The sequence below is a fragment of the Pseudomonas sp. TH31 genome, from assembly GCF_016650815.1.
Lineage (GTDB): Bacteria > Pseudomonadota > Gammaproteobacteria > Pseudomonadales > Pseudomonadaceae > Aquipseudomonas.
This window is the reverse complement of sequence record NZ_JAEKEZ010000038.1, coordinates 591578-618053: the sequence shown is the minus strand read 5'-3', so window position 1 is coordinate 618053 and position 26476 is coordinate 591578. Positions and strand designations below refer to the sequence as shown.

Here is a 26476-nt window from a genome sequence, read left to right as displayed (position 1 = left end):
CTCCTTTATCGATGGACGGGCACGGTTCTGCCGCACCCGCGACGCGCAATACTGCGCAAGAGTCTGCAGAGGTTGACCCACCCGACCCGGCCTGTCTGTCACGGGAATCCGGTACAACCGGCCCGGCCCGGAATCACGAGGCGTCGACCTGGGGACTGTCGGTTGTTCGCAGCGTGGCGGTCTGCGGCGGTTCTTCGTCCATTCGGCGCATCGGTCCGTAGACCAGCACGCTCAAGGACAGCAGCGCAAACAACCCGCCGGCCACCACGAACAGCATCCCCACACCACGTCCCGCGCCGACACCCAGCCAGTGACCAATCGACTCGGCATAGAGGCCGCCGGGCACCAGGGCCGGCTGAAACCAGTGATCGACCAGCAAGCCGCCGCCGAACACCGCCAGGCTGGTGGTGGCGATGGTCAACATGCTGATCAGCGCAAACACACTGGCACGGCTGCCGTCCGGGATCTTGCGCATCCACAGCGAACTCACGCTGGCATCGGCGATGCTCGCCGCCGTGATGGCGACAAACGCCAGTGCGCAGTAGGCAAAGGCTTGCGAAACGACGCCCATGGAAATGATGCAGACCGACAGCAGCAAATCAGCCACCGCCACCAGCGCCATCAACCGACGCGGGTTGCCCATGGCAATCAGCAGCCCCGCACCCGACAACCCACCCAACGCCGCCCAGGTGTACGCCATGCCCAAGGTCTGGCTGCCCAACGTCGACAGCAGCAACGGCGTCATCATCAACGTCGACAGCGACAACAACGCGCTGCGGACCATGGTGTAGACCAGCAGCCCGGCCATCAACTGCCCGCCGGCAAAGAACTTCAGCGCTGCGGCGATGTTGCTCAGCGCGCCCTGAATCACCGTGCCCTTAGCCGCGCCGTCGTGACGCCCCGGTGCCACGCGCACATGGGAAAATGCCTTGATCACCAGCAAAGTGCCGGAGCAAAAGGTAATCAGGTCCACAGCCAGAATCGTCACCAGCCCGGCCTCGGCCATGATCGCCCCGGCCATCAGCGGCGCCACCAGCGCCGAAGCGTTCTTGCTGATGCTCATCAGGCCCGACGCCCGGGTAAATTTGTCCCGGGCCACAATCGAGTTCACCGCCGCTTGATACGCCGGTTTGCGGAACGCCCCGACAATCGACGCCAGGCAATTGAAGATGTACAGGTGCAGCGGTTCCAGGCGGTCAAACCAGAGCAACGCCATGACCACGAACAGCAGCAATGCCAGGCTCACATCGCAACAGACAATGATCACCCGGTGACTGATCCGGTCGGCCAGCCCGCCCGCCAACGGCAGAAACAGGATCGCCGGCAACGTTGCCGCCAGTACCACGTTGGCAAAGGCCACCGCAGAACCCGTGTGGTTGTACACCCATACGCCAAGTGCGAATTCCATCAGCGCAGTGCCGACGACCGCCAGGGACTCGCCGCACCAGAGAAAATAGAAACTGCGGCCCAGGTCAAATGATTGCTTGCCACCCTTGACGCTCATCGGCGCACATCGCGGGGCGTGCCGACACTGATGAGTTTGTGCAGCAGTCGATAAGCCATGGAATACACCACTGCGCCCAACACCACCGGCGCATAACGGGAGAACAGATAGGTGCGCAGCACGCGCCGGGCAATCGGCGAACGAATATCGCCACTGACGTGCAAAGGGGTCGGGAATGTTGCCGCGACCGTCACGCCGAACTCATCGTCCATTGATTGCACCGCATGCCACCAGTAAACCGGGATGTACAGCGCATCGCCCGGCTCGACCACCGTGCGCATTGCGTGCAAGCCCAGGGTGCCAGGGAAGCGTCGGGTGTCGATGTCGTACAGGTAACCCGCCTCTTCGATCACTGGCTGCAACGCCCGCCAACTGGTCTCGTCCGGCGGCAGTAACAGGACTTCCTTGGCGCCGACCACCTGGGCCATGAAGGTTTCATCGGTGACATGGAAATGCCAATCGGTGTACGAGTTGCGATAAAGAAAGCTGCGATGCGGTGGGTAGTGCCGCGACTTGGACAACTGCGGCATGAACGGCAAACCTCCGACGTCGTCCTTCATCGGTTCGATGGCCGAGCCTTCGGAAAAACGGCAGCTGTCGGCCACCAACGGCTCGGAACCCTGGCTTAAACCATCAAGAAAGTCGTGGAACGGCATTTCCCGATAGACCGTGTTCGCATACTCGGTCAGCGCTGCCTTGACCTCGGGTTTCGACCAGCCGATGACCTCCGACACGATCTGCGAACGCACCACCACCGCACTATTGCGCGAGTGCGCCTTGAGGTAGTCGAGCTGGTTCCACTTATGGAAGGCCGGCCAATGTTTAACGGCATTTTTGACCAGGCAGGGACGGTTGCAATTGACGTACTGGCGGTTGAATTCCTCCCTCGAAATCGTTAACGCGTCGATCACTTCAACGGGATCGGCCTGAGGATGATTGGGGAAACGGGACAGGCTCCAGAACTTCGTGGCTGGGCGATCCAATTCGGCTATCAGTGGCATTTTCGACCCTCGCAAGAACACTCAGGGTCGTTGGTATAACAGACTCGCGCGACCCAGCCCAAGCGCCCCGAAGCCCCGTTCTTCGCTGTTGTCCCTGCTTCCCATGACAGACATAACGCAGCGAATGCTCTAATTTTTTCTCACTTTGTGGAGGGATATCGGCGCAAGCGGATGTCAGGGCGGCCCATCGACATGCCGCGGTGCAAACCCTATCGACCTGATCACACCAGGCGCTTATTCGCCCGCCTCGATGCCCTTCCCCACGACCTTTTTTTCGTCCCGCCAGCGCGCAGTCGCCCAGGCCTTCACGCACTGCTGCCCGCCGACCGGAGACGAACCTCATTTGACCCAGCAGGTGCCCCGAAATGGATTCGTCGACCGATATGTTGCCTACGCAAGACTCCGCGTCCCACGAACTGGCCTCGGTTCAACAGGGCATCTGGCTTGACCAGATCGCGCACCCGGACCTGCCCTACTACAACATCGGCATGTCCCTGGAGATCAGGGGCGAGATCAATATCGGGCTGTTCGAGAAAGCCATCGAACAGGTGGCCAATCATCACGATGCCCTGCGCCTGAGCTTCAGCCATGAGGGCGGCATCGGCCGTCAGCGGGTCATGCCCCACATCAAGGTAAAGCTCGAAGTGGTGGAGTTTTCCGAGGCCGACGACGATGCCGGGCGGGCCATGGACTATCTGCGCGCCGCCTTTCGCCAGCCGTTCGAATCGCTGACCGGGCAACTCTGGGAAGCGCGGCTGGTGCGCTGCGGCCCGGACCGCCATTACTGGCTCAACCGCTACCACCACCTGGTCACCGACGGTATCGGCGTGGCGCTGATCGGGCATGCAGTGGGCGCGGTCTATAACGCTTTATTGGCGGGCAACGATGAGGTTGCGCCTGGGCAATCCTATTTGGCGTTCCTCGACGACGATCGGGCGTACTTGCAGTCTTCACGCTATGAGCGCGACCGGCAGTTCTGGCAGGACACCTACACGCAACTGCCGCCGTCCCTGCTGCAACGCCGGGCCGATTTCAAAACCGGCCAGGCCAACGAACTCGCGCCGAGCGCCCAGGTCCAGGCGATGTTACCCGGGCGCTGTACAACGCCCTGACGCAATTCGCCAGCGAGCGCAGCCTGTCCGTGGCCCACGTGCTGATCAGCGTGGTCGGCACTTATTTCTGCCGTACCGTGGGGGTCGATGAAATCGTCATCGGCATGCCCGTTCACAACCGCACCACCGCCCGCGCGAAAACCACTGTTGGCATGTTTTCGTCGGTCAGCCCGATTCGCTTGCCGGTCGATCCCCAAGCCTCGTTACTGGAGCTGATGCACACCGCCGGCGGTCAATTGCGCCGCTGCTACCGCCATCAACGCTTCCCCATCGCCGAACTCAACCGCACCTTGCGCCTGGCGCAAACCGGGCGGCGGCAACTGTTCGACGTGTCGCTGTCGTTCGAAAGCCTGGACGGTGACGACCAGTTTGGCGGCACCTCCTCCCGCGTCATCACCATGGACAACGGCTACGAACAGACGCCGATGGCGATCTTCGTCCGCGATTACCACCCGTTTGAAGACGTGCATCTGGATTTCAACTTCAACACCGCCTATTTCAGCCTGGAAGAAGCCCGGCATCTGCAACAGCGCATCGTTTCGATGCTCGAAGCCGTGCTGGAAGGCTATGACACACCGGTCGCGGATTTCCCGCTGATGAGCCAGGCCGAGCAGCAACGCGTGCAGGTCGAGTTCAACGCCACCGCCCGCGAATACCCTCGTGAAGAGCTGATTCACTCGCTGTTCGAACAGCAGGCCGAATTGCACCCACACGCCTGTGCGGTGCGCGGCGACGCGGGGCCGTTGCTCAGTTACGGGCAACTCAATCGCCAGGCCAACCAGATCGCCCACCGTTTGATCGAGCTCGGCGTCGAGCCGGATGCCCGGGTCGCGGTGTGCCTCAAGCGCGGCCCGGAAATGGTCGTCGCCCTGCTGGGGATTCTCAAGGCCGGCGGCGCCTACGTACCCATCGACCCGGACCTGCCCAGCGCGCGCCAGGCATTCATGCTCAGTGACAGTGCCCCGCGTGCGGTGCTCAGTTGCAGTGAATTTCTCGATCACTTGCCGCCGCTGAACGTGCCGCTGCTGGCCATTGATCGCGACGCCGAAGACTACGCACAACTGTCTGCGCAATCCCGGCACAACCCGGACCCGCTGGCCCTGGGACTGACGCCGAAACACCTGGCCTACGTGCTCTACACCTCGGGCTCGACTGGCACTCCGAAAGGCGTGATGAATGAACACCTCGGCGTGGTTAACCGGCTTTTGTGGGCGCGAGATGAATACCGCGTCGACGCCAACGACCGGGTATTGCAAAAGACTCCGTTTGGTTTTGACGTGTCGGTCTGGGAGTTTTTCCTGCCGTTGCTGGCGGGTGCCGAGCTGGTCATGGCTCGCCCCGGCGGCCATCAGGAGCCGGATTACCTCGCCAGCCTGATACGTCAGGCAGGCGTCACGATGCTGCACTTCGTGCCGTCGATGCTCGACCTGTTTCTGGAACACCGCGACAGCGAAGGCTTCCCGGACCTGCGTCGGGTGCTGTGCAGCGGCGAAGCCCTGCCGCGCAGTTTGCAACGGCGTTTCGAGCAGCAAATGAGCGGCATCGAGTTGCACAACCTGTACGGCCCGACCGAGGCCGCCATCGACGTAACGGCGTGGCATTGCCTGCCGAGTGATCCCGGCGAAAGCGTGCCGATCGGCCGACCGATTGCCAACATTCAGATGCATGTGCTGGACAGTCGTGGCCAGCCGCAGCCGTTGGGCGTGGCCGGCGAACTGCATATCGGCGGCATCGGCGTGGCGCGTGGCTACTTGAACCAGCCGCAGCTGACGGCAGAACGCTTTGTTGTCGACGGTTTTTCCAGCGACCCCGAGGCACGCCTGTACAAGACCGGCGACCTTGGTCGCTGGCTGGACAACGGTGCCCTGGAATACCTGGGGCGCAACGATTTCCAGGTGAAAATTCGCGGCTTGCGCATCGAAATCGGCGAAGTTGAAGCCGCGCTGGCACTGTGTGCCGGGATTCGCGAAGTGGTGGTGATCGCCCGGAAGACAACCCCGAGCAACCGGACAGCAAGCGTCTGGTGGCGTACCTGTGCGGTGATCCCGCCAGTGCCGAACAGCTGCGCAGCGAATTGCTCAAGCATTTGCCCGAGTACATGGTGCCGAGCGCCTTCGTCCACCTCGACACCCTGCCCCTGACTGCCAACGGCAAACTTGACCGCCGCGCCCTGCCCGCGCCAGGTCTGGAATCCCTGGCGAGTAAAACCTATGAAGCGCCTCAAGGTGCCACCGAAATCGCCATCGCCGGGATCTGGCAGTCCTTGCTTGGCCTGGATCAGGTCGGACGCCACGACGGTTTCCTCGAACTCGGCGGCCATTCGCTGCTGACCGTGCAACTGCAAGCGCGGCTGCATCAGGACCTCGGCGTCGAGATCGACCTGCGCACGCTGTTTGCCCAGACCTCGCTCAGCGAACTGGCGCAGTCTGTCGAACAGGCCAGTCAATCAACGGTCGAGGCGATCAGCGTGGTCTCCCGCGATCAGGCCTTGCCGTTGTCCCTGGCCCAGCAACGCCTGTGGTTCCTCGATCAACTCGACCACGCCGCCAGCGTCGCCTATCACATGCCCGCCGCGCTGCACTTGCGTGGCGAGTTGGACCGAAGCGCCTTGCAACGTGCCCTGGATCGCATCGTCGCCCGTCACGAAAGCCTGCGCACCACCTTCGAACGCCACAACGGCGAAGTCCGCCAGCAGTTCGCCGCGGCCGATATCGGTTTTGCCCTCAGCGAACACGACCTGCAATCCCTGCCGGCCGACACCCGGCAAACCGCCGTCGAGCAACTGACCGAAGCCGAAGCCCGCGAAGCCTTCGACCTGAGCCAGGGTCCGCTGATTCGCGGGCGTTTGCTGCGTCTGGCCGAAGACGAACACATCCTGCTGGTCACTCAACACCACATCGTCTCCGACGGTTGGTCCGTCGCAGTGTTGATCGGTGAATTCAACGCACTCTACGCTGCGTTCAGCCAAGGCCTCGACGATCCGCTGCCGGCCCTGGCGCTGCAATACGCCGACTACGCCGCGTGGCAACAACAGCATCTGCAAGGCGAACGTCTTCAGGCCCAGACCGGTTTCTGGAAACAACACCTCGGCGGTGCCCCGGCATTGCTGGAACTGCCGACCGACCACACCCGGCCGCAGGTGCAAACCTATCGCGGGGCGACATTGCCGCTGACACTGCCGGCGCCGTTGAGTGCCAGGCTTCGGAGCTTCAGCCAGCAACAAGGGCTGACACCGTTCATGACTTTGCTCGGCGCCTGGTCAATCCTGCTCTCGCGCCTGAGCAATCAACCAGAAGTGGTGATCGGCACCCCGGTCGCCAACCGTCCACGCCGCGAAACCGAGGCGCTGATCGGCTTCTTCGTCAACACCCTGGCCCTGCGCATCAACGTCCAGACCCACAGCCGCGTCGATCAACTGCTGGCCGCGATCAAAGCCACCGCCCTCGACGCCTACAGCCATCAAGACTTGCCGTTCGAACAGGTCGTCGAAGTCCTGCAACCGGAACGCAGCCTCGGCCACAGCCCGTTGTTCCAGGCGATGCTGGTGCTCGGCAATACGCCACAAGACCAAGCCCTCGCGCTGCCAGGACTGAACCTCACGCCACTGCCCCAAGCCACCGGCACCACGCAATTCGACGTCAGCCTGTCGCTCAACGACGACGGCAACACCATCAGTGGCCAGTTCGAATACGCCACCGACCTGTTCGACGAGTGCACCGTCGTGCGCTGGAGTCGACACCTGCTGCACTTGTTGGACGCCATGCTCGACAACGCGGCGCAACCGCTGGCGACCCTGCCGTTACTGGACAACCAGCAACGCCGGGAATTGCTTGGGAGCTTCAATCAGCCCCACGCCGATTTCCCTGAGAAAATGCTACTGCACGAATGGTTCGAACAACATGTGCTGGCTCGCCCAAGCGCCAGCGCCGTGCAGGCTGACGGCATCAGCCTCAGCTACGCGCAACTGAATGCCCGGGCCAACCGCATCGCCCACCGGCTGATCGCCGCCGGTCTGCGCCCGGATGAACGGGTGGCGCTGCTGGTTGAACGCAGCCCGGAAATGATCATTGGCATCCTGGCCATTCTCAAGGCGGGTGGTGCCTACGTGCCGCTCGACCCGAACTATCCGCAGGACCGCTTGCAGCACATGCTTAGCGACAGTGCGCCGCGGGTGCTGCTGAGTCAGGGCTCTTTGGCCGAACAACTGCCACCGTTGTCGATTGCGCAACTGCTGCTGGACGACCCGGCTGACGGTGATGAGTGCAATCCAGTGGTCGAGGGTTTGACCTCCCGACACCTGGCCTACGTGATGTACACCTCCGGTTCCACCGGCAAGCCGAAAGGCGTGATGCTGGAACACCGTTCGGTGTGCAACCAGATCGGCGCACTGCAAGAACGCTACTGCCTGAATCCACAGGACCGGGTCCTGCAATTCGCCACCATGACCTTCGACATGTCCGTGGAAGAGATCTTCGGCGCCCTGCTGTCCGGCGCCACACTGGTGTTGCGCAGCGATGCCTGGATTGCCGGCACCGGCGCCTTCGCCGCGCTGTGCGAGCAACACGAAATCACTGTGGCCAACCTGCCGACGGTGTTCTGGCAACAAGTCAGCCGCGACCAACACGTGGCGCTGCCGACCTCGCTGCGTCAGTTCATGATCGGCGGCGAAGCCGTCGGCAAACAGGCCGTGGCCCAGTGGTTCGCCCGTGCCGGGCACCGTCCGGCGCTGTTCAACGCCTACGGCCCGACCGAGGCCACCGTCAACGCCTCGATTCGCCTGATGGAAAGCGACAACGACGATTTCCGCTCGATCGGCAAACCGGTGCGCAACACCCAGCTCCATGTGCTGGACAGCGCCGGTGCCCTCGCACCGTTGGGCGTCGTCGGGGAAATTCATATCGGCGGCGTGGGTGTTGCTCGTGGCTACCTCAATCGTGAAGAACTGAGTGCCGAAAAGTTTATCAACGACCCGTTCAGCACCGACCCGGACGCGCGGCTGTACAAGACCGGCGACCTCGGTCGCTGGCGCGCAGACGGCACCCTCGAATACCTGGGTCGCAATGACGACCAGGTGAAAATCCGTGGTTTCCGTGTCGAACTGGGCGAGATTGAAGCGGTGCTCGGCGCTGTTGCCGGCGTGCTCGAAGCCGTGGTGGTGGCCCAGGAAAGCAAACCGGGGCATTCCGACAGCAAGCGTTTGATCGCCTACCTGTGCGGTGAACCGGTGCCGGTGGAGCAATTGCGCGCCGCGTTGCTGGAGTCGCTGCCCGACTACATGGTGCCGAGCGCCTACGTGCACCTTGAAGCCTTGCCGCTGACACCTAACGGCAAACTCGATCGCCGCGCCCTGCCGGCGCCGGGTCAGGACGCCTTCGCCAGTCGGGCCTATGAAGCGCCACGCGGCGAGATCGAACAGGTGGTCGCGAGTGTCTGGCAAGACTTGCTGGGGATTGAAAAAGTCGGCCGTCATGACCGTTTCTTCGAACTCGGCGGCCATTCGCTGCTGGCTGTGAGCCTGATTGACCGTCTGCGCCAACACGGCCTGAGTGCCACGGTACGCACCGTGTTCACCGCGCCGAGCCTGCGTGAAATGGCCCAAGCTCTGAGCCGCGACAGCGAAGCGCTGTTCCAGGCACCGGCCAATCGCATCCCGGCCGATTGCACGGCCCTGACCCCGGACCTGTTGCCGCTGGTGGCGATGACGCAAGCACAATTGGACCGCATCGTCAGCGCCGTTCCCGGTGGCGCCGCGAATATCCAGGACATCTACCCGCTGGCGCCGCTGCAACAAGGCATCCTCTTTCATCACTTGCTTGGGCATGAGGGCGACGCCTACCTGGTGCGCTCGATGATCGAGTTCGACGACCGCCAACGCCTCGACGCCTTTGTCGACGCCTTGCAGGTGGTGATCAATCGCCATGACATTCTGCGCAGCGCCGTGCATTGGGTCGGCCAGCCGCAAGCCGTGCAGGTGGTGCACCGTCAGGCGCAGTTGCCGGTGCACACCCTTACGTTGCTGGCCGATGAAGACCCGCGCACCCAACTGGAGCGGTTGAGCGATCCACGGCAGTTGCGCCTGGACTTGCAACAGGCGCCGTTGATGCGCGCCTGTATCGCCCAGGACCCGCAGTCCGGACGCTGGTTATTGGCACTACTCGACCATCATATGATCAGCGACCACGTGTCGTTGGGGATTGTGCTCGAAGAAATCCAGACCCTGTTGCAAGGCCAGGGCGCCAGCCTGCCGGCGCCGATGCCGTATCGCGAGTTTGTCGCGCAGATTCTGGCGACACCGCCGCAGGCCCACGAAGCTTATTTGCGCAGCCGTCTGGCCAGCGTCGACGCACCCACCGCGCCTTTTGGCGTGCTGGATGTGCAAGGTGACGGTGCCCATGTTTTCGAAACCAGCGAACGCCTCGACCCGGCCCTGAGCCAGCGGATCCGCGCCCAGGCGCGCATTGCCGGGGTGACGCCGGCCGTGCTGTTCCACATTGCCTGGGCCCAGGTGCTCGGGCGCTGCACCGACCGTGACGACGTGGTGTTCGGCACCGTGGTCGCCGGTCGACTACAAGGTTCCGCCGGGGCCGACCGTGCACTCGGGGTGTTCATCAATACCTTGCCGGTGCGGGTGCATTTGGCCGGGTTCGGCGTCAGTGCGCTGGTCGATGAAACCTACCGCGACCTCAGCGAGCTGCTGTCCCACGAACAGGCGTCCCTGGCGCTGGCGCAGCGTTGCAGCGGTGTCGCTTCGGGTTTGCCGTTGTTCACCACGTTGCTCAACTATCGACATCAGCGTGATGACAGCCAGTTGCAGTGGCCGGGCATGCGCATCCTCAACAGCGCCGAGCGCACCAACTATCCGCTGACCCTGTCGGTCAACGATTACGGCGACGCCCTCGGCCTGGCCGTGCAAAGTGTGCAAGCAGTGGACCCGCAGCGCCTCTGCGCCTTGATGCAGCGGGCGCTGGAGCAACTGACCCAGGCGCTGATGTACACGCCGAAAATCCAGCTCACACAACTGGACGTGCTACCACCTCAGGAACGCACCTTGCTGCTGGAAACTCTCAACCAGACCCAAGCCGACTACCCGGCCCACCTGTGCATTCAGCAGTTGTTCGAGGAACAGGTTCGGCGCACCCCCGATGCTTGCGCATTGATCGATGGCCGGAATCAACTCAGCTACGCCGAACTCAACACCCGGGCCAATCGCCTGGCCCATCACCTGATCGCCGCCGGCACCCAACCGGGGGATCTGATTGCGATCTGCGTCGAACGCGGCACGCCGATGATCAGCGGATTACTGGGCATTCTCAAGGCCGGTGCAGCCTATGTACCTCTGGACCCGACCTACCCGGCCGAGCGACTTGCCTCGATTGTCGAAGACGCCCAACCGCGCTGGGTCCTGGCTGACCCGGTCGGGCGGGCGGCCGTCGGCACGCTGCCCGGCAACACCGCTTATCAAGCCATTGAAGCACTGCTGCCGGCAGAGCTGAGCGCGAACGATCCGATCTTCGAAACCGCCCACCTGACCTCGGCGCACCTGGCTTATGTGATCTACACCTCCGGCTCTACCGGCAAACCCAAGGGCGTAATGATCGAACACCGCAACCTGGTGGCGTCGACCCTGGCCCGCTGCTCGGTGTATGCACCGACGGTCGACAAGCGTTTCCTGTTGCTCTCCTCAATTGCTTTCGACAGCTCCGTGGCCGGGATTTTTGGCACCCTGATCAGCGGCGGCACCTTGTGCATCCCGGATGCCGAAACCGCCCGCGACCCAGAAGCCATCGCGCGCTTCATCACAGGGCAAGCCATCACTTCGCTGTTGTGCGTGCCGTCCCTCGGGCGCCTGGTGTTGGCCAGCCTTGCCGCCATGGGTGGGCGCACCGGCCTGCGAGAGATGATTGTCGCCGGTGAGGCTTGCCCGACGCTGTTGGTGCAGGAATGTGCCGGGGTCAAACCGGCGATTGCCCTGTACAACGAATACGGCCCGACCGAAGCCACGGTCTGGGCCACGGTGCACCGCTGCACCGCGGACGAACAAGGTTCGGTGCCGATTGGCCGGCCCATCCCCAACACCCGTGTGTACCTGCTCGACAGCCAAGGCTTGCCGGTGCCACTGGGCGTGCCGGGCGAGTTGTACGTGGGCGGCGCCGGGGTTGCCCGGGCTACTTGAACCGTGACCAGTTGAACGCCGAACACTTCCTCGCCGACCCGTTTGGCCTGACCGCCGAGGCGCGGATGTACCGCACCGGGGATCTGGTGCGCATGCGCGCCGATGGGGTGATCGAGTTCCTCGGTCGCAACGATCAACAGGTGAAGATTCGCGGTTTCCGCGTCGAACCCGGTGAAATCGAAGCACTGATGCTCACCTTGCCCGGCGTGCGTGAAGCGGCGGTGATCGCTCGCGAAGACACACCGGGGGCCACGCGTCTTGTGGCTTATCTGAGCGTCGAGCCACACCTGGCCGGACGCAATGCCAGCAGCTCGCTACGGCCTTACCTGACCTCGCAGGTGCCGGATTATATGGTCCCGGCGGCGTTCGTGGTGGTCGAACAACTGCCGTTGACACCTAACGGCAAGCTCGACCGCCGCGCCCTGCCGGCACCGGGCGCCGAGGACTTTGCCTTCCGCCAATACGAGGCGCCCAACGGTGAAACCGAAGCGCTGCTGGCGGCGATCTGGACCGAGCTGCTGGGTCTGGAGCGGATCGGCCGTCACGACGACTTCTTCGAACTCGGCGGCCATTCCTTGTTGGCGGTGCAAGTCACGCTGCGGGCGCGGGACACCTTCGGCGTCGAAGTGCCGCTGCGGGGGTTGTTCGAACACACCTCGCTGCTGGCCCTGGCCGACCTGATCACCACCCTGCAACTGGCGCAGTACGAGTCGGATGAACTGCTGGACCTGCAACACGAAATGGCTTCGCTGTCTGAAAGCGAACTGCTCGCTATCGTCTCCAAGGATGCTTAATAAATTGAACGAACATAACGATAGTCTCGACCAGTTGAAACGTGCCGCCCTCTTGCGTCTGCTCAAGCAACGCGGCGCCACACGGGTTGTCGAAGCGACGCCCGAGAACATGGTGGCGGTGGATCGCAACGCGCCGTTGGTGTTGTCGTTCGCCCAACAGCGCTTGTGGTTCCTTGATCAGTTGGACCCGACCGCCAGCGCCGCCTACCACATGCCGGCCTCGCTGTTGCTCAACGGCGTGCTGGATCAGCCCGCACTGAAGGCGGCCCTTGACCGTCTCGTCGCTCGGCATGAAAGTTTGCGCACCACTTTCCGCCGCGACGGCGAACACCCGGTGCAAGTGATCGCTCCGGCGCATTGCGGCTTCACCCTGGTGGAGCACGACCTGCGTGATCTGCCCCGCGATCAGGCCGAACAGCAAGCTGCTCGCCTAACCGAAAGTGAAGCGGCGGCGCCGTTTGATTTGCTGAATGGGCCGCTGATTCGCGGCAGCCTGCTGCGTCTGGCCGATGAAGAACACATCCTGCTGATCACCCAGCACCACATCATTTCCGATGGCTGGTCCATCGGTGTGCTGGTCAAGGAATTCGCCGCGCTGTATCAGGCCTTTTCCGCCGGCCAGCCCGATCCGCTGCCGGCGCTGCCCCTGCAATACGCCGACTACGCCGCATGGCAACGCCAGCACCTGGAAGGTGAACGCCTGAGCCAGCAAGTGGAGTTCTGGCGCAGTCACCTGGCCGGCGCCCCGGCGATGCTGACGCTGCCGACCGACCGGCCACGCCCGGCGGTCCAGAGCTATCGCGGCGCAACCCTGGCGTTCGATTTACCCGCGTCGCTGTCCAGCGCCATCGGCCAGTTCGCCCAGTCCCGCGCCGCGACCCCGTTCATGACCCTGATGGCCGCCTGGGCTGTATTACTCGCCCGTATCAGCGGCCAGCAAGACCTGGTGATCGGCACCGTCGCCGCCAACCGTGACCGCCAGGACGTGCAGTCGTTGATCGGTTTCTTCGTCAACACCCTGGCCCTGCGCATTCGCCTGGACGCCAACCCGACCCTCGATCAGGTGCTGCAACAAGTCAAAGACCTGATGTTGGAATCCTCCAGCCGCCAGGACACGCCGTTCGAACAAGTCGTCGAAGCCCTCAAGCCACCGCGCAGCGCCCGCTATAGTCCGGTGTTCCAGACCATGTTCTACACCAATGCCGGCGGCGCTGGCGGGCAGTTGCAACTGCCAGGGCTGAATCTGCAGTTCCTGCCTTCACGCAAGGACAACACCCAGCACGACCTGTCGCTGCACATCGATGAAGGTAGCGTGCAACTGTCCTGCAGCCTGTCGTACTCCACCGCGCTGTTCGATTCCGCGAGCATTGAACGTCTCGCCGGGCGTTTCGAGCGGCTGCTGAGTTGCTTCACCCAAGCACCGCACACCCGCATCGGTGATCTGGAGCTGGACGAAACCCCGGTCCTGCCGCCCGTCACGGCGCTGGCGCAACAGCCGGAACGCGTACCGCTGTCTTATCACCAGGAACGCCTGTGGTTCGTCGACACCTTCGAAACCGGTTACCTGTACCCGGCCAATCCGGTCTATCACAACATTGCGCTGCTGCTGGAGCTGGGCGGTGAAATCAATCAACCGGCCCTGCAAACCGCGCTCGACGGACTGCTGGCCCGCCATGAAATCTTGCGTTGCCGCGTCCTCGGCGACGGTGTCAACGCCTGGCAGAGTTTCGATGGCGCCGCGTCCCTCGCCCTTGAGCTGATTCAAAGCAACCGGCACGACATGGCGGCCCACGCCCTGGCCGAAACCCGCCGTCCGCTGGCAATGGACGGCGGCAGCCTGGTGCGCGCCACCCTCGTGCAGGCAGATAACAAAAACGCCGTCCTGGCCATCGCCGTGCATCATTTGCTGGCTGACCGCACGTCCATGCAATTGCTCAAGCGCGACCTGCTGGCGCTCTATGCAGGCGCCTGTGCCGAACGCAGCGCCGAACTGCCGGCGCTGTCCATCGGTTACGGCGACTTTGCCGCGTGGCAACGCGACCTGCCAGCCGCTGTCCGGGAAAACCTGCGGGCCTACTGGGCCTTTCAACTGCGCGGCAAGCTGCAAGCCCTGGAACTGCCGTTGAACCGGCCACGGGCCGCCGTGCATGTGTTCGCCGAAGCCACCCATAGCTTCGCCATCGAACCGGCGCTGGTACGGCGCCTGCAAACCCTCGCCGGGCAACTCGGCGTGAGCAGCGACAGCCTGGCCTTGAGCGCATTCGCCGCGCTGTTGCGCCGCTACGCCGGGCACGACGAATTGGTGATCGGCACTACCGCAGCGGTTCGCGACCCGGCCTTGCAGGACACCGTTGGCCCACTCGACAACCTGCTAGTGATCCGCGCCACCTGCGATAGCGACAGCAGCGTGCAACAGTTGTGCGAACAGACCGCCAGCCACCTGGCCCAGGCGCTGCGGCATCGGCACATGCAGTTCGACCAATTGGTCCTGGCCTTGAACCCGGCCAAGGACATGAGCCGCACGGCGCTGTTCGACGTGCTGTTCAACTTCGAGCACGCCAGCGACACCGCGGCGGTGGTCGCCGGTCTGGCGGTCAACACCCTGGAAACCAACCTCGGTTACGGCAAGAACGACCTGCACCTGCTGATCACCGCGGATGAACAACACTGGGCCGGGCATCTGGCGTACAACGCCGAATTCTTCGACCCTGGGTTTATCCAGCAACTGATGCGCCATTACGTGCGTTTGCTGGAAGGCTTTGTCGAGAATCCGCAGCAACGTGTCGACGACTTGTCACTGCTGGATTCAGCCGAGCGTCAGCAGCAGATTCTCGCCTTCAACGACAGTGAAGCGGCCTGGCCTGATAGCCTGACCTTGCATCAGATTTTCGAAGAACAGGCCCGTCAGACCCCGGATCGCATTGCCGTAAACCTCGGTGACGCGCGGCTGACGTATCGCCAACTCAACGAACAGGCCAACCGCCTCGCCCACCGCTTGCGTGCTGCAGGCGTGCAGCCTCAGGAACTGGTGGCGGTTGCACTGGACCGGTCGCTGGCGATGATCGTCGCCACCCTGGCCGTGCTCAAGTCTGGCGCCGCTTATGTGCCGATCGACCCCTCCTCGCCGGCCGAGCGCATTGCGTACGTGCTGCGCGACAGCGGCGCCCGCACGGCCATTGCCCATCGCGACATCAGCCCGTCGTTGCAGGCACTCGGTGTCGAAGTCTTTGATACCGATCCGACAAGCGCCACTCCGGACAGCGCCGCCAACCTGGTCAACCTCAACGCCCCGGACCACCTCTGCTACGTGATCTACACCTCGGGTTCCACCGGTGAACCCAAGGGTGCATTGCTGGAACACCGCAACGTCGTCCGCCTGCTGCACAACAACCGCTCGGACTTCCAGTTCGACGCTGACGATGTCTGGTCGCTGTTCCATTCCAATGCCTTCGATTTCTCGGTCTGGGAAATCTTCGGGGCCTTGCTGCATGGTGCGCGCCTGACCCTGGTGCCCGATGCCCTGCGCCGCGATCCGGAGCAACTGCTCGGTTTCCTCGACAGCGAACGCGTGACCGTGCTGAACCAGACGCCTTCGGCGTTCCATCAATTGAGTGCGGTAGCTTTGGCTCGCGCCGATATTGGCCTGGAACGCTTGCGCTATGTGATTTTCGGTGGCGAAAGCCTGGAACTGGGCACCCTCGACGCCTTCCATCGCGCCTACCCGACAGTGGCGCTGGTGAACATGTACGGCATCACCGAAACCTGTGTGCACGTGACCTACAAAGCCATCGGTGCAGCGGATATCGCCGCCGGCATCTCCAATGTCGGGCGGCCGATTCCGACTACCGTGGCCTACGTGCTCGACGCCCATCAGCGTCTGTTGCCGGTCGGGGTCGCGGGTGAAATCTGCGTCGGCGGGCTGGGGGTCGGTCGGGGTTACCTGAACCGTGAACAGCTGAGTGCCGAACGTTTTATTGCCGACCCGTTCCGCCCCGGCGAGCGGCTGTATCGCTCGGGCGACCTCGGTAAGTTGCTGGAAAACGGCGAGCTTATTCACCTGGGTCGAATGGATGCCCAAGTTAAGATTCGGGGCTTCCGTATCGAGCTGGGGGAAATCGAAGCGAAACTGCTGGCCTGCGACGGTGTGCGCGAAGCCCGGGTGCTGGCCCGCGAGGATGCCGGCCAGGGCAAGCGGCTGATCGCCTACCTGATCGCCCAACCGGCGGCGGTGCTGGAAGTCGCGGCGTTGCGCAAGCAATTGGGCGCGACCCTGCCCGACTACATGATCCCGAGTGCGTTTGTCAGCCTCAACGCTTACCCGCTCACGGCCAACGGCAAACTGGATCAGGACGCGCTGCCGGCACCGGATCTGGACGCCATGTCCGAGCGCGGTTATGCGGCGCCCGAAGGTGCCACCGAACATGCGCTGGCGCAGATTTTCCAGGAGCTGCTGGGGCTGCCGAAGGTCGGTCGTCGTGACAGCTTCTTTGAACTGGGCGGGCACTCGCTGCTGGCCGCGCAACTGGTCTCCGGGTGCGCCAACAGTTGGGCGGCGAGATGATGCTGCGCGAACTGTTCAGCCATCCGACCGTGGAAGAGTTGGCCCGAGTCGTCGGCGGCCTGCAACAGGTCAGCACCGAAACCATCGGCCTGGCGGATCGCAACGTCCCGCTGGCGCTGTCCTTTTCCCAGCAGCGCCTGTGGTTCCTCGACCAGCTCGACCCGAGCGCCGGCACCGCGTACCACATGCCGGCGTCCTTGCTGCTGCGCGGCGACCTCGATCAGGTCGCGCTCAAAGCCGCACTCGACCAACTGGTGGCGCGCCACGAAAGTCTGCGCACCACCTTCGAACGCCAGGGCGAACAGCCGGTGCAGATCATTGCCCCGGCGGATTGCGGTTTCGCGCTGGCCGAGCAGGATTTGCGCGCACTGCCTTATGAGCAAGCCAGCCTCACCGCGTCACGCATCGGCAACAGCGAAGCCATGGCGCCGTTCGACTTGCGTCAGGGGCCGCTTATTCGTGGCCGCTTGCTGCGTGTGGCGGATGACGAACACATTCTGCTGATCACCCAGCACCACATCATCTCTGATGGCTGGTCGGTCGGCGTATTGGTCAAGGAATTCGCCGCCCTTTACCAGGCCTTCAGCCAACAACTGGCCGATCCGCTGCCAGCGATGTCGATTCAATATGCCGACTATGCGGCCTGGCAGCGCCGCACCCTCACCGGCGAGCAGTTGAGCCATCAGGCTGATTTCTGGCGTGAGCATTTGGGCGGGGCACCGTCGCTGTTGGCCTTGCCGACCGACCGCCCACGCCCGGCGGTGCAAAGCTACCGTGGCGGCGACATTCCGCTGCTCATCGCCCCGGCATTGCGCGAACGTCTGGAGCACTTCTGCCAACAACACAACGTCACCCTGTTCATGACGCTGCTGAGTGCCTGGTCGGTGCTTATGGCACGCCTGGGTAACGAGCGTGACGTGGTGATCGGCGTGCCGACCGCTAATCGGGGTCGCACTGAAACCGAAAACCTGATCGGTTTCTTCGTCAACACCCTGGCCCTGCGGGTCGACCTTGGGCAGAACCCGAGCGTGGCGCAGTTGCTGGCGCAGATCAAACAGACAACCCTGGCGGCCCACGAGCATCAGGACATTCCTTTCGAGCAAGTCATCGAAGCCTTGCAGCCTCCACGCTCCCTGAGCCACAACCCGCTGTGCCAGGTAGCCCTGTCGCTGGACAACACTCCCGGCGGCGTCGAGTTCAGCTTGCCTGGGCTGACCCTGACACCCGTGGCGCAGGCCCACGAAACTTCGCAGTTCGACCTGATGCTGACGCTGGGCAACGACAACGGCACACTGGCCGGGGTCATCGAGTACGCCAGCGACCTGTTCGATCATTCGACGGTGGAGCGCTTTGCCCAACACTTCCAGACCTTGCTTGAGGCGATGGTCGAGGATGTCGAGCAACCAGTGCTCGGCTTGCCATTGCTCAGCCCGGCCCAGCGTCAGGCCTCACCGGCGACGCTGCCGCCCAAGGTCGTGTTCGCTCCAGGGCTGCTGATTCATCAACGTTTCGAAGAACGTGCCGCGGCTGATCCGCAAAGCACCGCGCTGGTGTTCGGCGAACTCGAATTGAGTTATCAGGCCCTCAATCGTCGCGCCAACCGCATCGCCCGGCAACTGCTCGCCCAAGGTGTGCGTCCGGATGATCGGGTGGCGATTCTGGCCGGGCGCGGGGTGGAAATGGTCTGCGCCGTGCTCGCCGTGCTCAAGGCCGGCGCCGCCTACGTACCATTGGACCCGGCCTATCCCGTCGAGCGCCTCGGCTATTTGCTGGCGGACAGCGCGCCGGTGGTTTTGCTCGCGCAACCGGCCTGCCTCGACGCCCTGCCCGGCCATGCCGTGCCGCTGTTGACTCTCGACGAATACGCCGCAACCGATGATGTGGCGGATACGTCCCTGGACCACAACCTTGCGGCCCGCGCCCTCGGCCTGAAGCCCGAACATCTGGCCTACGTCATTTACACCTCGGGTTCCACCGGGCTGCCCAAGGGTGTATTGGTGGAGCACGGCAATGTCTCGCGCTTGTTCGACGCCAGCGCTTCCCTGTTCGACTTCGGCCGCAACGACGTCTGGACGCTGTTCCACTCATTCGCGTTCGATTTCTCGGTCTGGGAAATCTGGGGCGCGCTGTGCTACGGCGGCAAACTGGTGATCGTCCCGAGCGACGTGGCCCGTTCACCCGATGAGTTTTTCGAGCTGGTCTGCCAACAGCAGGTCACGGTGTTGAACCAGACGCCGAGCGCATTCCGGCAGTTTATCGAAGCCCGTGAACGCAGCGACCGTGAGCACGGTTTGCGTGAAGTGATCTTCGGCGGCGAGGCCCTGGAGTTCCGCAGCCTGCGGCCGTGGACAGCGCGTACGCCGTTGTCGCGCACTCGGTTGGTCAACATGTACGGCATCACTGAAATCACCGTGCACGCCACCTATTACCCGGTCAGCCAAGGTGAAATCGACGCGGGTGCGCCGAGCCTGATCGGCCCGGCACTGCCGGACCTGTGCCTGCGCATTCTCGATGACTATCAGCAACCGGTGCCGGTCGGCGTCCACGGGGAGATCTATATCGGCGGCGCCGGCGTGGCCCGGCATTACCTGAACCGCGACGAACTCAACGCCGAACGCTTCATTGCCGACCCCTTCGCCGTGACGGCGAACGCGCGGCTGTATCGCACTGGCGACGTCGCCCGCTATCGCGCCGACGGCGGCGTGGTGTACGTCGGCCGCAACGACTCGCAAATCAAGATCCGTGGATTCCGTATCGAATTGGGGGAAATCGAAGCACAATTGCTGGCCTGCGCGCAAGTCCGCGAAGCGCTGGTGACGGTGCGCGAAGACACGCCCGGCGACAAGCGCCTGATTGCCTACCTGATCGCCCACGACGGGATTGTCCCGGAAGCCTCGGCGTTGCGTAGCCAATTGGCCGGAGTGCTCGCCGAGCACATGCTGCCGAGTGCGTTCGTCAATCTGGCGGCCTGGCCACTGACCACCAACGGCAAACTCGACCGCAATGCCTTGCCGGCACCGGACCTGTCCGCGGCCGTCAGCCAACACTACGAAGCGCCGCTGGGGGCTATCGAACTTACCCTGGCCAGCGCCTGGCAGGAGTTGCTCGGGGTTGAGCGCGTCGGTCGTCACGATCACTTTTTCGAACTGGGCGGACATTCATTCCTGGTCATCAGCCTGATCGAGCGCCTGCGTCAGGCCGGGCTGCAACTGGATGTGCGCACGGTTTTCTCCGCGCCGACGCTCAAGGCCATGGCCAGCGTTCTGGTAGGTGAAAGCAGCGCCCGCCACGTCGTCCCGGCCAACCTGATCCCGGCGGATTGCACCACCATCACGCCGTCGATGTTGCCGCTGGTGACCCTCAGCCAGGCGGACATCGAGCAGATCGTCGCCGACGTTCCCGGCGGCGCCAGCAATGTGCAGGACATCTACCCACTGTCGTCGCTGCAGGAAGGCATTCTGTTCCACCACTTGTTGCAATCCGAGGGCGACGCGTACCTGATGCGCACCGTGGTGACGTTCAATGAGCGCGGGTTGCTCGACAATTTCCTCGCCGCCGTGCAAGTGGTGATCAACCGTCACGACATCCTGCGCACCGCCCTGCGCTGGCACGGCTTGCCGCAACCGGTGCAGGTGGTCCACCGCCAGGCGCAACTGCCGGTCATCACCCTGGAAACGCTGCCGGGCGAAGACGCCTTGCAAGGACTGCGCGACCGCACGGACACCCACCATCTGCGACTCGATCTGCAACGGGCTCCGCTGATCGCCGCGTACATCACCTATGACGCGCCCGGCGAACAATGGCTGCTGGCCTTGCTGGACCATCACCTGGTCAGCGATAACGTGACCTTGCGCCTGATCATGCTGGAGATTGAAGCCGTGCTGGCCGGACAGGCCGACAGCCTGCCGCCGTCTCAGCCTTATCGTAACTTCATCGCCCAGGCCGCGAGCGTGTCCCAGGCCGAACATGAAGCCTACTTCCGCCGCTTGCTGGCCGATGTCGATGCCACCACCGCGCCGTACGGCGTGCTGGATGTGCGGGGCAACGGCGCCGGGATCAAACGTTCGGTGCAGCACTTGAGCGATGAACTCAGTGCGCAGGTTTATCGTACGGCGCGGGCTCAGGGTGTGCCGACATCGGTGCTGTTCCACGCTGCCTGGGGTTTGGTCGTGGCGGCCACCAGTGGCCGTGACGACGGAATTTTCGGCACTGTGCTGTCGGGCCGCTCCCAAGGCACGGTCGGCGCCGACCATGCACTGGGGATGTTTATCAATACCTTGCCGATGCGCATTCGCTTGCAGCAAAACAGCGTCCGCGACATCGTCCAGGACGCTTATCAGCAGCTCAGTGAACTGCTGACCCACGAACAGGCTTCGTTGGCACTGGCGCAGCGTTGCAGTGCGGTGGACACTTCGTTGCCGCTGTTCACGGTGATCCTCAACTGCCGACACGGCGATCTGGTGAACGCGTCCGGGGAAAACGTCGAGGACATGGGCGATCACGAGGGCATGCACTTTATTGCCTCTGAAACCCGCACCAACTACCCGATTGAAATCGCCGTGGCCAATGTCGGCAGCGGATTCTCCCTGACTGCTCAATCGATTACCGGGATAGACCCGCAGCGGATTGCGGCGTACCTCGCTCAGGCTGTTGCTACGTTGGTTGAGGCGCTTGAGCAAACGCCGGAATGTCTGGCCAGCACTTTGGACGTCGTGCCCCAGGCTGAACGTCAACTGCTGCTCAGTGAGTTCAATCACACCGCCAGCGATTTCGGCTCGGCGCAACCGATTCATGGGCTGTTTGAAAGCCAGGTCCAGGCCAATCCCGAGGCCGTGGCGCTGGTTTGTGAATCGCAGCAACTGACCTACCGCCAGCTCAACCGTCGGGCCAACCACTTGGCCCAGCAGTTGCTGGCGCTGGGTGTGCAGCCGGATCAACGCGTGGCGATTTGTGCCGAGCGCAGTCTGGAGATGATTGTCGGGCTGTTGGGCGTGTTGAAGGCCGGCGCCGCTTATGTGCCAATTGACCCGGCGCACCCGGCCGAACGCATTGCCTTCATGCTGGAAGACAGTCAGCCACGGGCGTTGTTGACCCAGTCGGCACTGACTTTGCCGGCCGGCGAGTTGCCGGTGTTGCTGCTCGACACCGAGGCTTCCAAGCAAGCGGCGGACGACATCGCTTTCGACGCCAATCCAGTGATTCCGGGCCTGAGCGCCGAACACCTGGCCTATGTGATCTACACCTCGGGCTCCACCGGCCAGTCCAAAGGCGTGATGGTCGAGCACCGTTCGGTGTTCAACTTCTGGCAGGTACTGACCCGCACCACCCACCAACATTGCCCGACCCCGGCCACCGTGGCGCTTAACGCCGGGTTCTTCTTCGACATGTCGATCAAGGGCATTTCGCAGCTGTTCTCCGGCCATCGCCTGGTGATCATCCCGACGTTGATCCGTGCCAGCGGCAGCGAGTTGCTGGACTTCCTTGAGCAGCATCAAGTCCACGCGTTCGACTCGACCCCGTCGCAGCTCGACACCTTGCTCAGCGCCGGTCTGCTGGAACGCAGCAGCTATCAACCGGTGAGCGTGTTGCTCGGCGGCGAAGCGATCAATGCCGCGACCTGGGAGAAGTTGCGCAACTGCCAACACATCCGTTTCTACAACATGTACGGCCCCACCGAATGCACGGTGGACGCGACCATCGACTTGATCCGCGACCTCGGCGAACGCCCGAGCATCGGCCGGCCGATTGCCAACGTTCAGGTGCACGTGCTCGATGCACGTGGCGAGCCGGCGCCGCTGGGCGTGGCCGGGGAAATTCATATCGGCGGTGCCGGCGTGGCACGCGGTTATTTCAATCGTGAAGTGCTGACCGCCGAGCGCTTTATTGCCGACCCTTTCTCCAATGACCCGCAGGCCCGCCTGTACAAAACCGGTGACCTTGGCCGTTGGTTGGCCGACGGCACACTGGAATACCTGGGCCGCAATGACTTCCAGGTGAAGATCCGGGGCTTCCGTATCGAGCTGGGGGAAATCGAAAACGCCCTGTTGGCCTGCCCGGGATTCGTGAAGCGGTGGTGATCGCCCGTGAAGACAGCCAGGGCGAGACCGACAGCAAGCGTCTGGTGGCCTATGTCTGCGGCGACCTCGTGCCGGCCGAACAACTGCGCAGTACACTACTGAGCGGTCTGCCGGAGTACATGGTGCCCAGCGCTTTTGTGCACCTCGACGCCCTGCCGCTGACCGCCAACGGCAAGCTCGATCGCCGTGCCCTGCCCGCACCGGGCCTCGAATCCCTGGCCAGCAAAACCTACGAAGCACCACAGGGCGACACCGAAGTCGCCATCGCCGAGATATGGAAAGGCTTGTTGCACCTGGATCAGGTCGGACGCCACGACGGCTTCCTTGAACTCGGCGGCCATTCGCTGCTCGCCGTGCAATTGCTGTCGCGGTTGCGCCGCAAACTCGGGGCGCGGATTACCTTGCGAGAGTTGTTTGATGCACCGACCGTGCGTGGCCTGGCCTCGCTGGTCAAGGCCACGTCACCGACCGAGGCGCAGTCGATTCCCCTGGCGAACCGCTCGGGCCGGCTGCCGTTGTCGTTTTCCCAGCAACGGCTGTGGTTCCTCGATCACTTGGATCACGCGGCTGGCGCGGCTTATCACTTGCCGTTGGCGTTGCGCCTGAAGGGAGCGCTGAACACCGCTGCGCTGCACGCGACACTTGATCGCCTGGTGGCACGCCACGAAACCCTGCGCACCCGCTTCGAATTGGTCGACGGCGAACCGCTGCAAAAATCGCCCCGGCCGATTACCGCTTCAAACTGCAGGAGCAAGATCTGCGCGAGGTACCAGCCGATGAACGCGGGGCGCACCTGAGCCGACTCGGCCAGGCCAACGCCGCGCAACTGTTCGACCTGAACCAGGGACCGCTGATGCGCGGGCATCTGGTGCAGTTGGCGGACGAGGAACATGTGCTGTTCATGACCCTGCATCACATCGTTTCCGATGGCTGGTCCAACAGTGTGCTGGCCCATGAAGTGAGCGTGCTCTATTCCGCGTTCAGCCAAGGGCTCAAGGACCCGTTGCCGGCCCTGGCGCTGCAATACGTGGACTACGCGGCCTGGCAGCGACAATCCCTGGAAGGCCCGGCCTTGCAGGGGCAAATCGACTTCTGGCGCCAGCACCTGGACGGCGCGCCGAGCCTGTTGAACTTGCCGCTGGATCGTCCGCGTCCGGCCGTTCAAAGTTACGCCGGCGGTATCGTCGACTGCGCCTTTTCGCCCGCCCTCAGCGCCGACTTGCGTGCCTTCAGCCAAGCTCAGGGCACCACGTTGTTCATGGTGCTACTGGCGGGTTGGTCGGTGTTGATGAGTCACCTGAGTGGTCAGCCCGATGTGGTGGTGGGCACCCCGGTGGCCAACCGTCAGCGTCCGGAACTGGAGCCGTTGATTGGCTTCTTCGCCAACACCCTGGCCTTGCGAGTGACCACCGAGCGCGAAACGACGGTCACTGAGCTGCTGACCCGAATCAAAAACCAGACGCTGGCCGCCTACAGCCATCAGGACTTACCGTTCGAGCAAGTAGTGAGCGCCTTGCAACCGACCCGCAGCATGAGCCACAGCCCATTGTTCCAGGTGATGTTGAGCCTGGACAACACGCCACCGGCCCCGTTGCAACTGCCGGGTCTGGAAGTGGAATCGATAGAAAGTGCGCACAACACCACGCAGTTCGACCTGTCGCTGTCACTGATCGACAACACCAACCGCATCAGCGGCAGCATGCAGTATGCCAATGACCTGTTCGACACCTCCACCGTGCAGAACATCGCCGGGCTGTTTGCCAAGGTCCTTGAACAATTGGTGGCCGACGCACAGCAATCTATTGGCAACCTGTTGGACGACACGCCAGCGCTGATTCGTTCGGCCAATGCCGTGGCATTGCCGCACGTAGTCGAAGACAGTCAGGCCCCGGCGCTGCCTTATGAAGCCCCGCAAGGAGACACTGAAATAGCGATAGCAACGATTTGGCAGGATCTGTTCAAGCTCGAACGCATCAGCCGGCATGACGATTTCTTCAGCATCGGCGGCATTTCGTTGATGGCGGTGCAGATGACTTCACGGCTACGCAAGGTCCTCGGCAAGCCGATTGCCGTGCGCGACCTGTTTGTCGAACCGACCATTGCCGGTTTCGCCAGAGCCCTCGACGGCCAGGCCCGGCCGGGCGCTCGCAGCAATCTGGTGCCGATCCGCCGCACGGGTTCCCAGCGTCCGCTGTACCTGGTCCACCCGTTGGGCGGCGAGGTGCAATATGCGCGGGACCTGGCAACTGCGCTGGACCCACAAATGCCCATCTATGGCCTGGCTGCCAGCGGCCTGGTAGCCGCCGAATCGCCGCTGTCCGAGGTGCCGGCCATGGCCGCGCGTTACTTGACGGCGATCCGTCAGGTCCAGCCGCAAGGCCCGTACCGGATTGCCGGTTGGTCGGCCGGTGGCCTGATCGCCTATGAAATGGCTCTTCAACTGCAGGCCGGCGGTGAGCGGGTGGAGTTCCTGGGCATCATCGATGCCTCGGCACGCCCCGAGCCGGTCGCCGAAGCGTCCTTGAGTGAAGGGCAATTCCTGATGGCCTGGCTGCCCGAGCAGATCGATCCCGAGGTGTTCCAGCAACTGACCGCGCTGGCGCAGGACGCCGCCATCGAGACGATGTTGGCACTGTGCATGAGCCACCGCCTGCTCCCGGAGGAACTGCCCCACGACATCGATGCCGGGTTGTTGCGCAGCCACCTCGCAGTGGCCTATGCAACCCGCCTGGCCATCGGCGCCTACGTCAGCCCGCCCACATCACTCAAGGTGTCGCTGTTCACGGCGAGCGAGCAGAAACGCAGTGATCCGACATTGGGCTGGGGCGCGTTGCTCAACGATCAGTTGAGCGTAACGGCGCTGCCCGGGACGCATAACACGCTGGTCAAGGCCCCGCATGTCAGCGCGCTGGGGGACGCGATATCCCAGGCATTGGAAAGCATCACAACGGCATAAACAGGGCTGGACGGTACGGCGAGCAATCTCGCTGTGCCGCCCTGGCTGTTTAATCAGAAAAACCGTTTTTCAACGAAAAAAAGGTCAATGACACGGCTAAACCATGCCGTGTTTCTCGGCAAAAAAATAGAAAATCGCTCGCAAAGCGAGAACCTTCCTACATTCATGGAATTTTTATTCCGCGAATTTCGCAAAAAAACATCTGTGAAAAAGTGACATATGGAAAACAGCGGCCACACTCACAATCCACCCCATATTGGTATCAAGTGATTCTTTTAACTCAATAATTTTCGTGGAT

4 protein-coding genes and 3 pseudogenes are annotated in these 26476 nt (G+C 63.1%); 5 read left to right on the top strand and 2 right to left on the bottom strand.

Features of this window, described 5'->3' with window-relative positions; genetic code table 11:
• Positions 1–133: 133 nt before the first annotated feature.
• Both JFV26_RS33045 and JFV26_RS33040 read right to left on the bottom strand, forming a co-directional pair.
• On the bottom strand, positions 134–1504 hold the full coding sequence (locus tag JFV26_RS33045) for an MFS transporter (protein WP_201197679.1): 1371 nt from the start codon (positions 1502–1504) through the stop codon (positions 134–136).
• The gene (locus JFV26_RS33040; protein WP_201197678.1) at positions 1501–2505 is read right to left on the bottom strand and encodes a cupin-like domain-containing protein; all 1005 of its coding nucleotides are present in this window, start codon (positions 2503–2505) and stop codon (positions 1501–1503) included. Before JFV26_RS33040 ends, JFV26_RS33045 begins: the two co-directional genes overlap by 4 nt.
• A 365-nt stretch (positions 2506–2870) precedes the next feature.
• Between JFV26_RS33040 and JFV26_RS34335 the strand changes: the two genes are divergently transcribed.
• The 5 genes and pseudogenes from JFV26_RS34335 (at position 2871) to JFV26_RS35145 (ending at position 26178) form a co-directional block, all read left to right on the top strand.
• Positions 2871–3617 carry a condensation domain-containing protein gene (locus JFV26_RS34335; RefSeq protein WP_201197677.1) on the top strand — a complete coding sequence of 249 codons (747 nt, stop codon included), beginning with the start codon at positions 2871–2873 and terminating at the stop codon, positions 3615–3617.
• Between the two features lie 29 nt (positions 3618–3646).
• Positions 3647–5758, top strand: a complete 2112-nt coding sequence (locus JFV26_RS33030; protein WP_201197676.1) for an amino acid adenylation domain-containing protein — start codon at positions 3647–3649, stop codon at positions 5756–5758.
• A pseudogene (locus JFV26_RS35150) lies at positions 5716–7389 on the top strand (condensation domain-containing protein); the annotation flags it as partial. The gene JFV26_RS33030 and the pseudogene JFV26_RS35150, both read left to right, overlap by 43 nt.
• Positions 7378–12584 (top strand): annotated as a pseudogene (locus tag JFV26_RS34035) (amino acid adenylation domain-containing protein). The pseudogenes JFV26_RS35150 and JFV26_RS34035, both read left to right, overlap by 12 nt.
• Positions 12577–26178 (top strand): annotated as a pseudogene (locus JFV26_RS35145) (amino acid adenylation domain-containing protein). The pseudogenes JFV26_RS34035 and JFV26_RS35145 overlap by 8 nt, the downstream one beginning before the upstream one ends.
• The last annotated feature ends 298 nt before the right edge of the window (positions 26179–26476 follow it).

What these genes read in the sequence shown, in the direction of transcription:
- JFV26_RS34335 (WP_201197677.1), top strand. Translation starts at nt 2,871, where the DNA reads ATGGATTCGTCGACCGATATGTTGCCTACGCAAGACTCCGCGTCCCAC.
- JFV26_RS33045 (WP_201197679.1), bottom strand. Translation starts at nt 1,504, where the DNA reads ATGAGCGTCAAGGGTGGCAAGCAATCATTTGACCTGGGCCGCAGTTTC.
- JFV26_RS33040 (WP_201197678.1), bottom strand. Translation starts at nt 2,505, where the DNA reads ATGCCACTGATAGCCGAATTGGATCGCCCAGCCACGAAGTTCTGGAGC.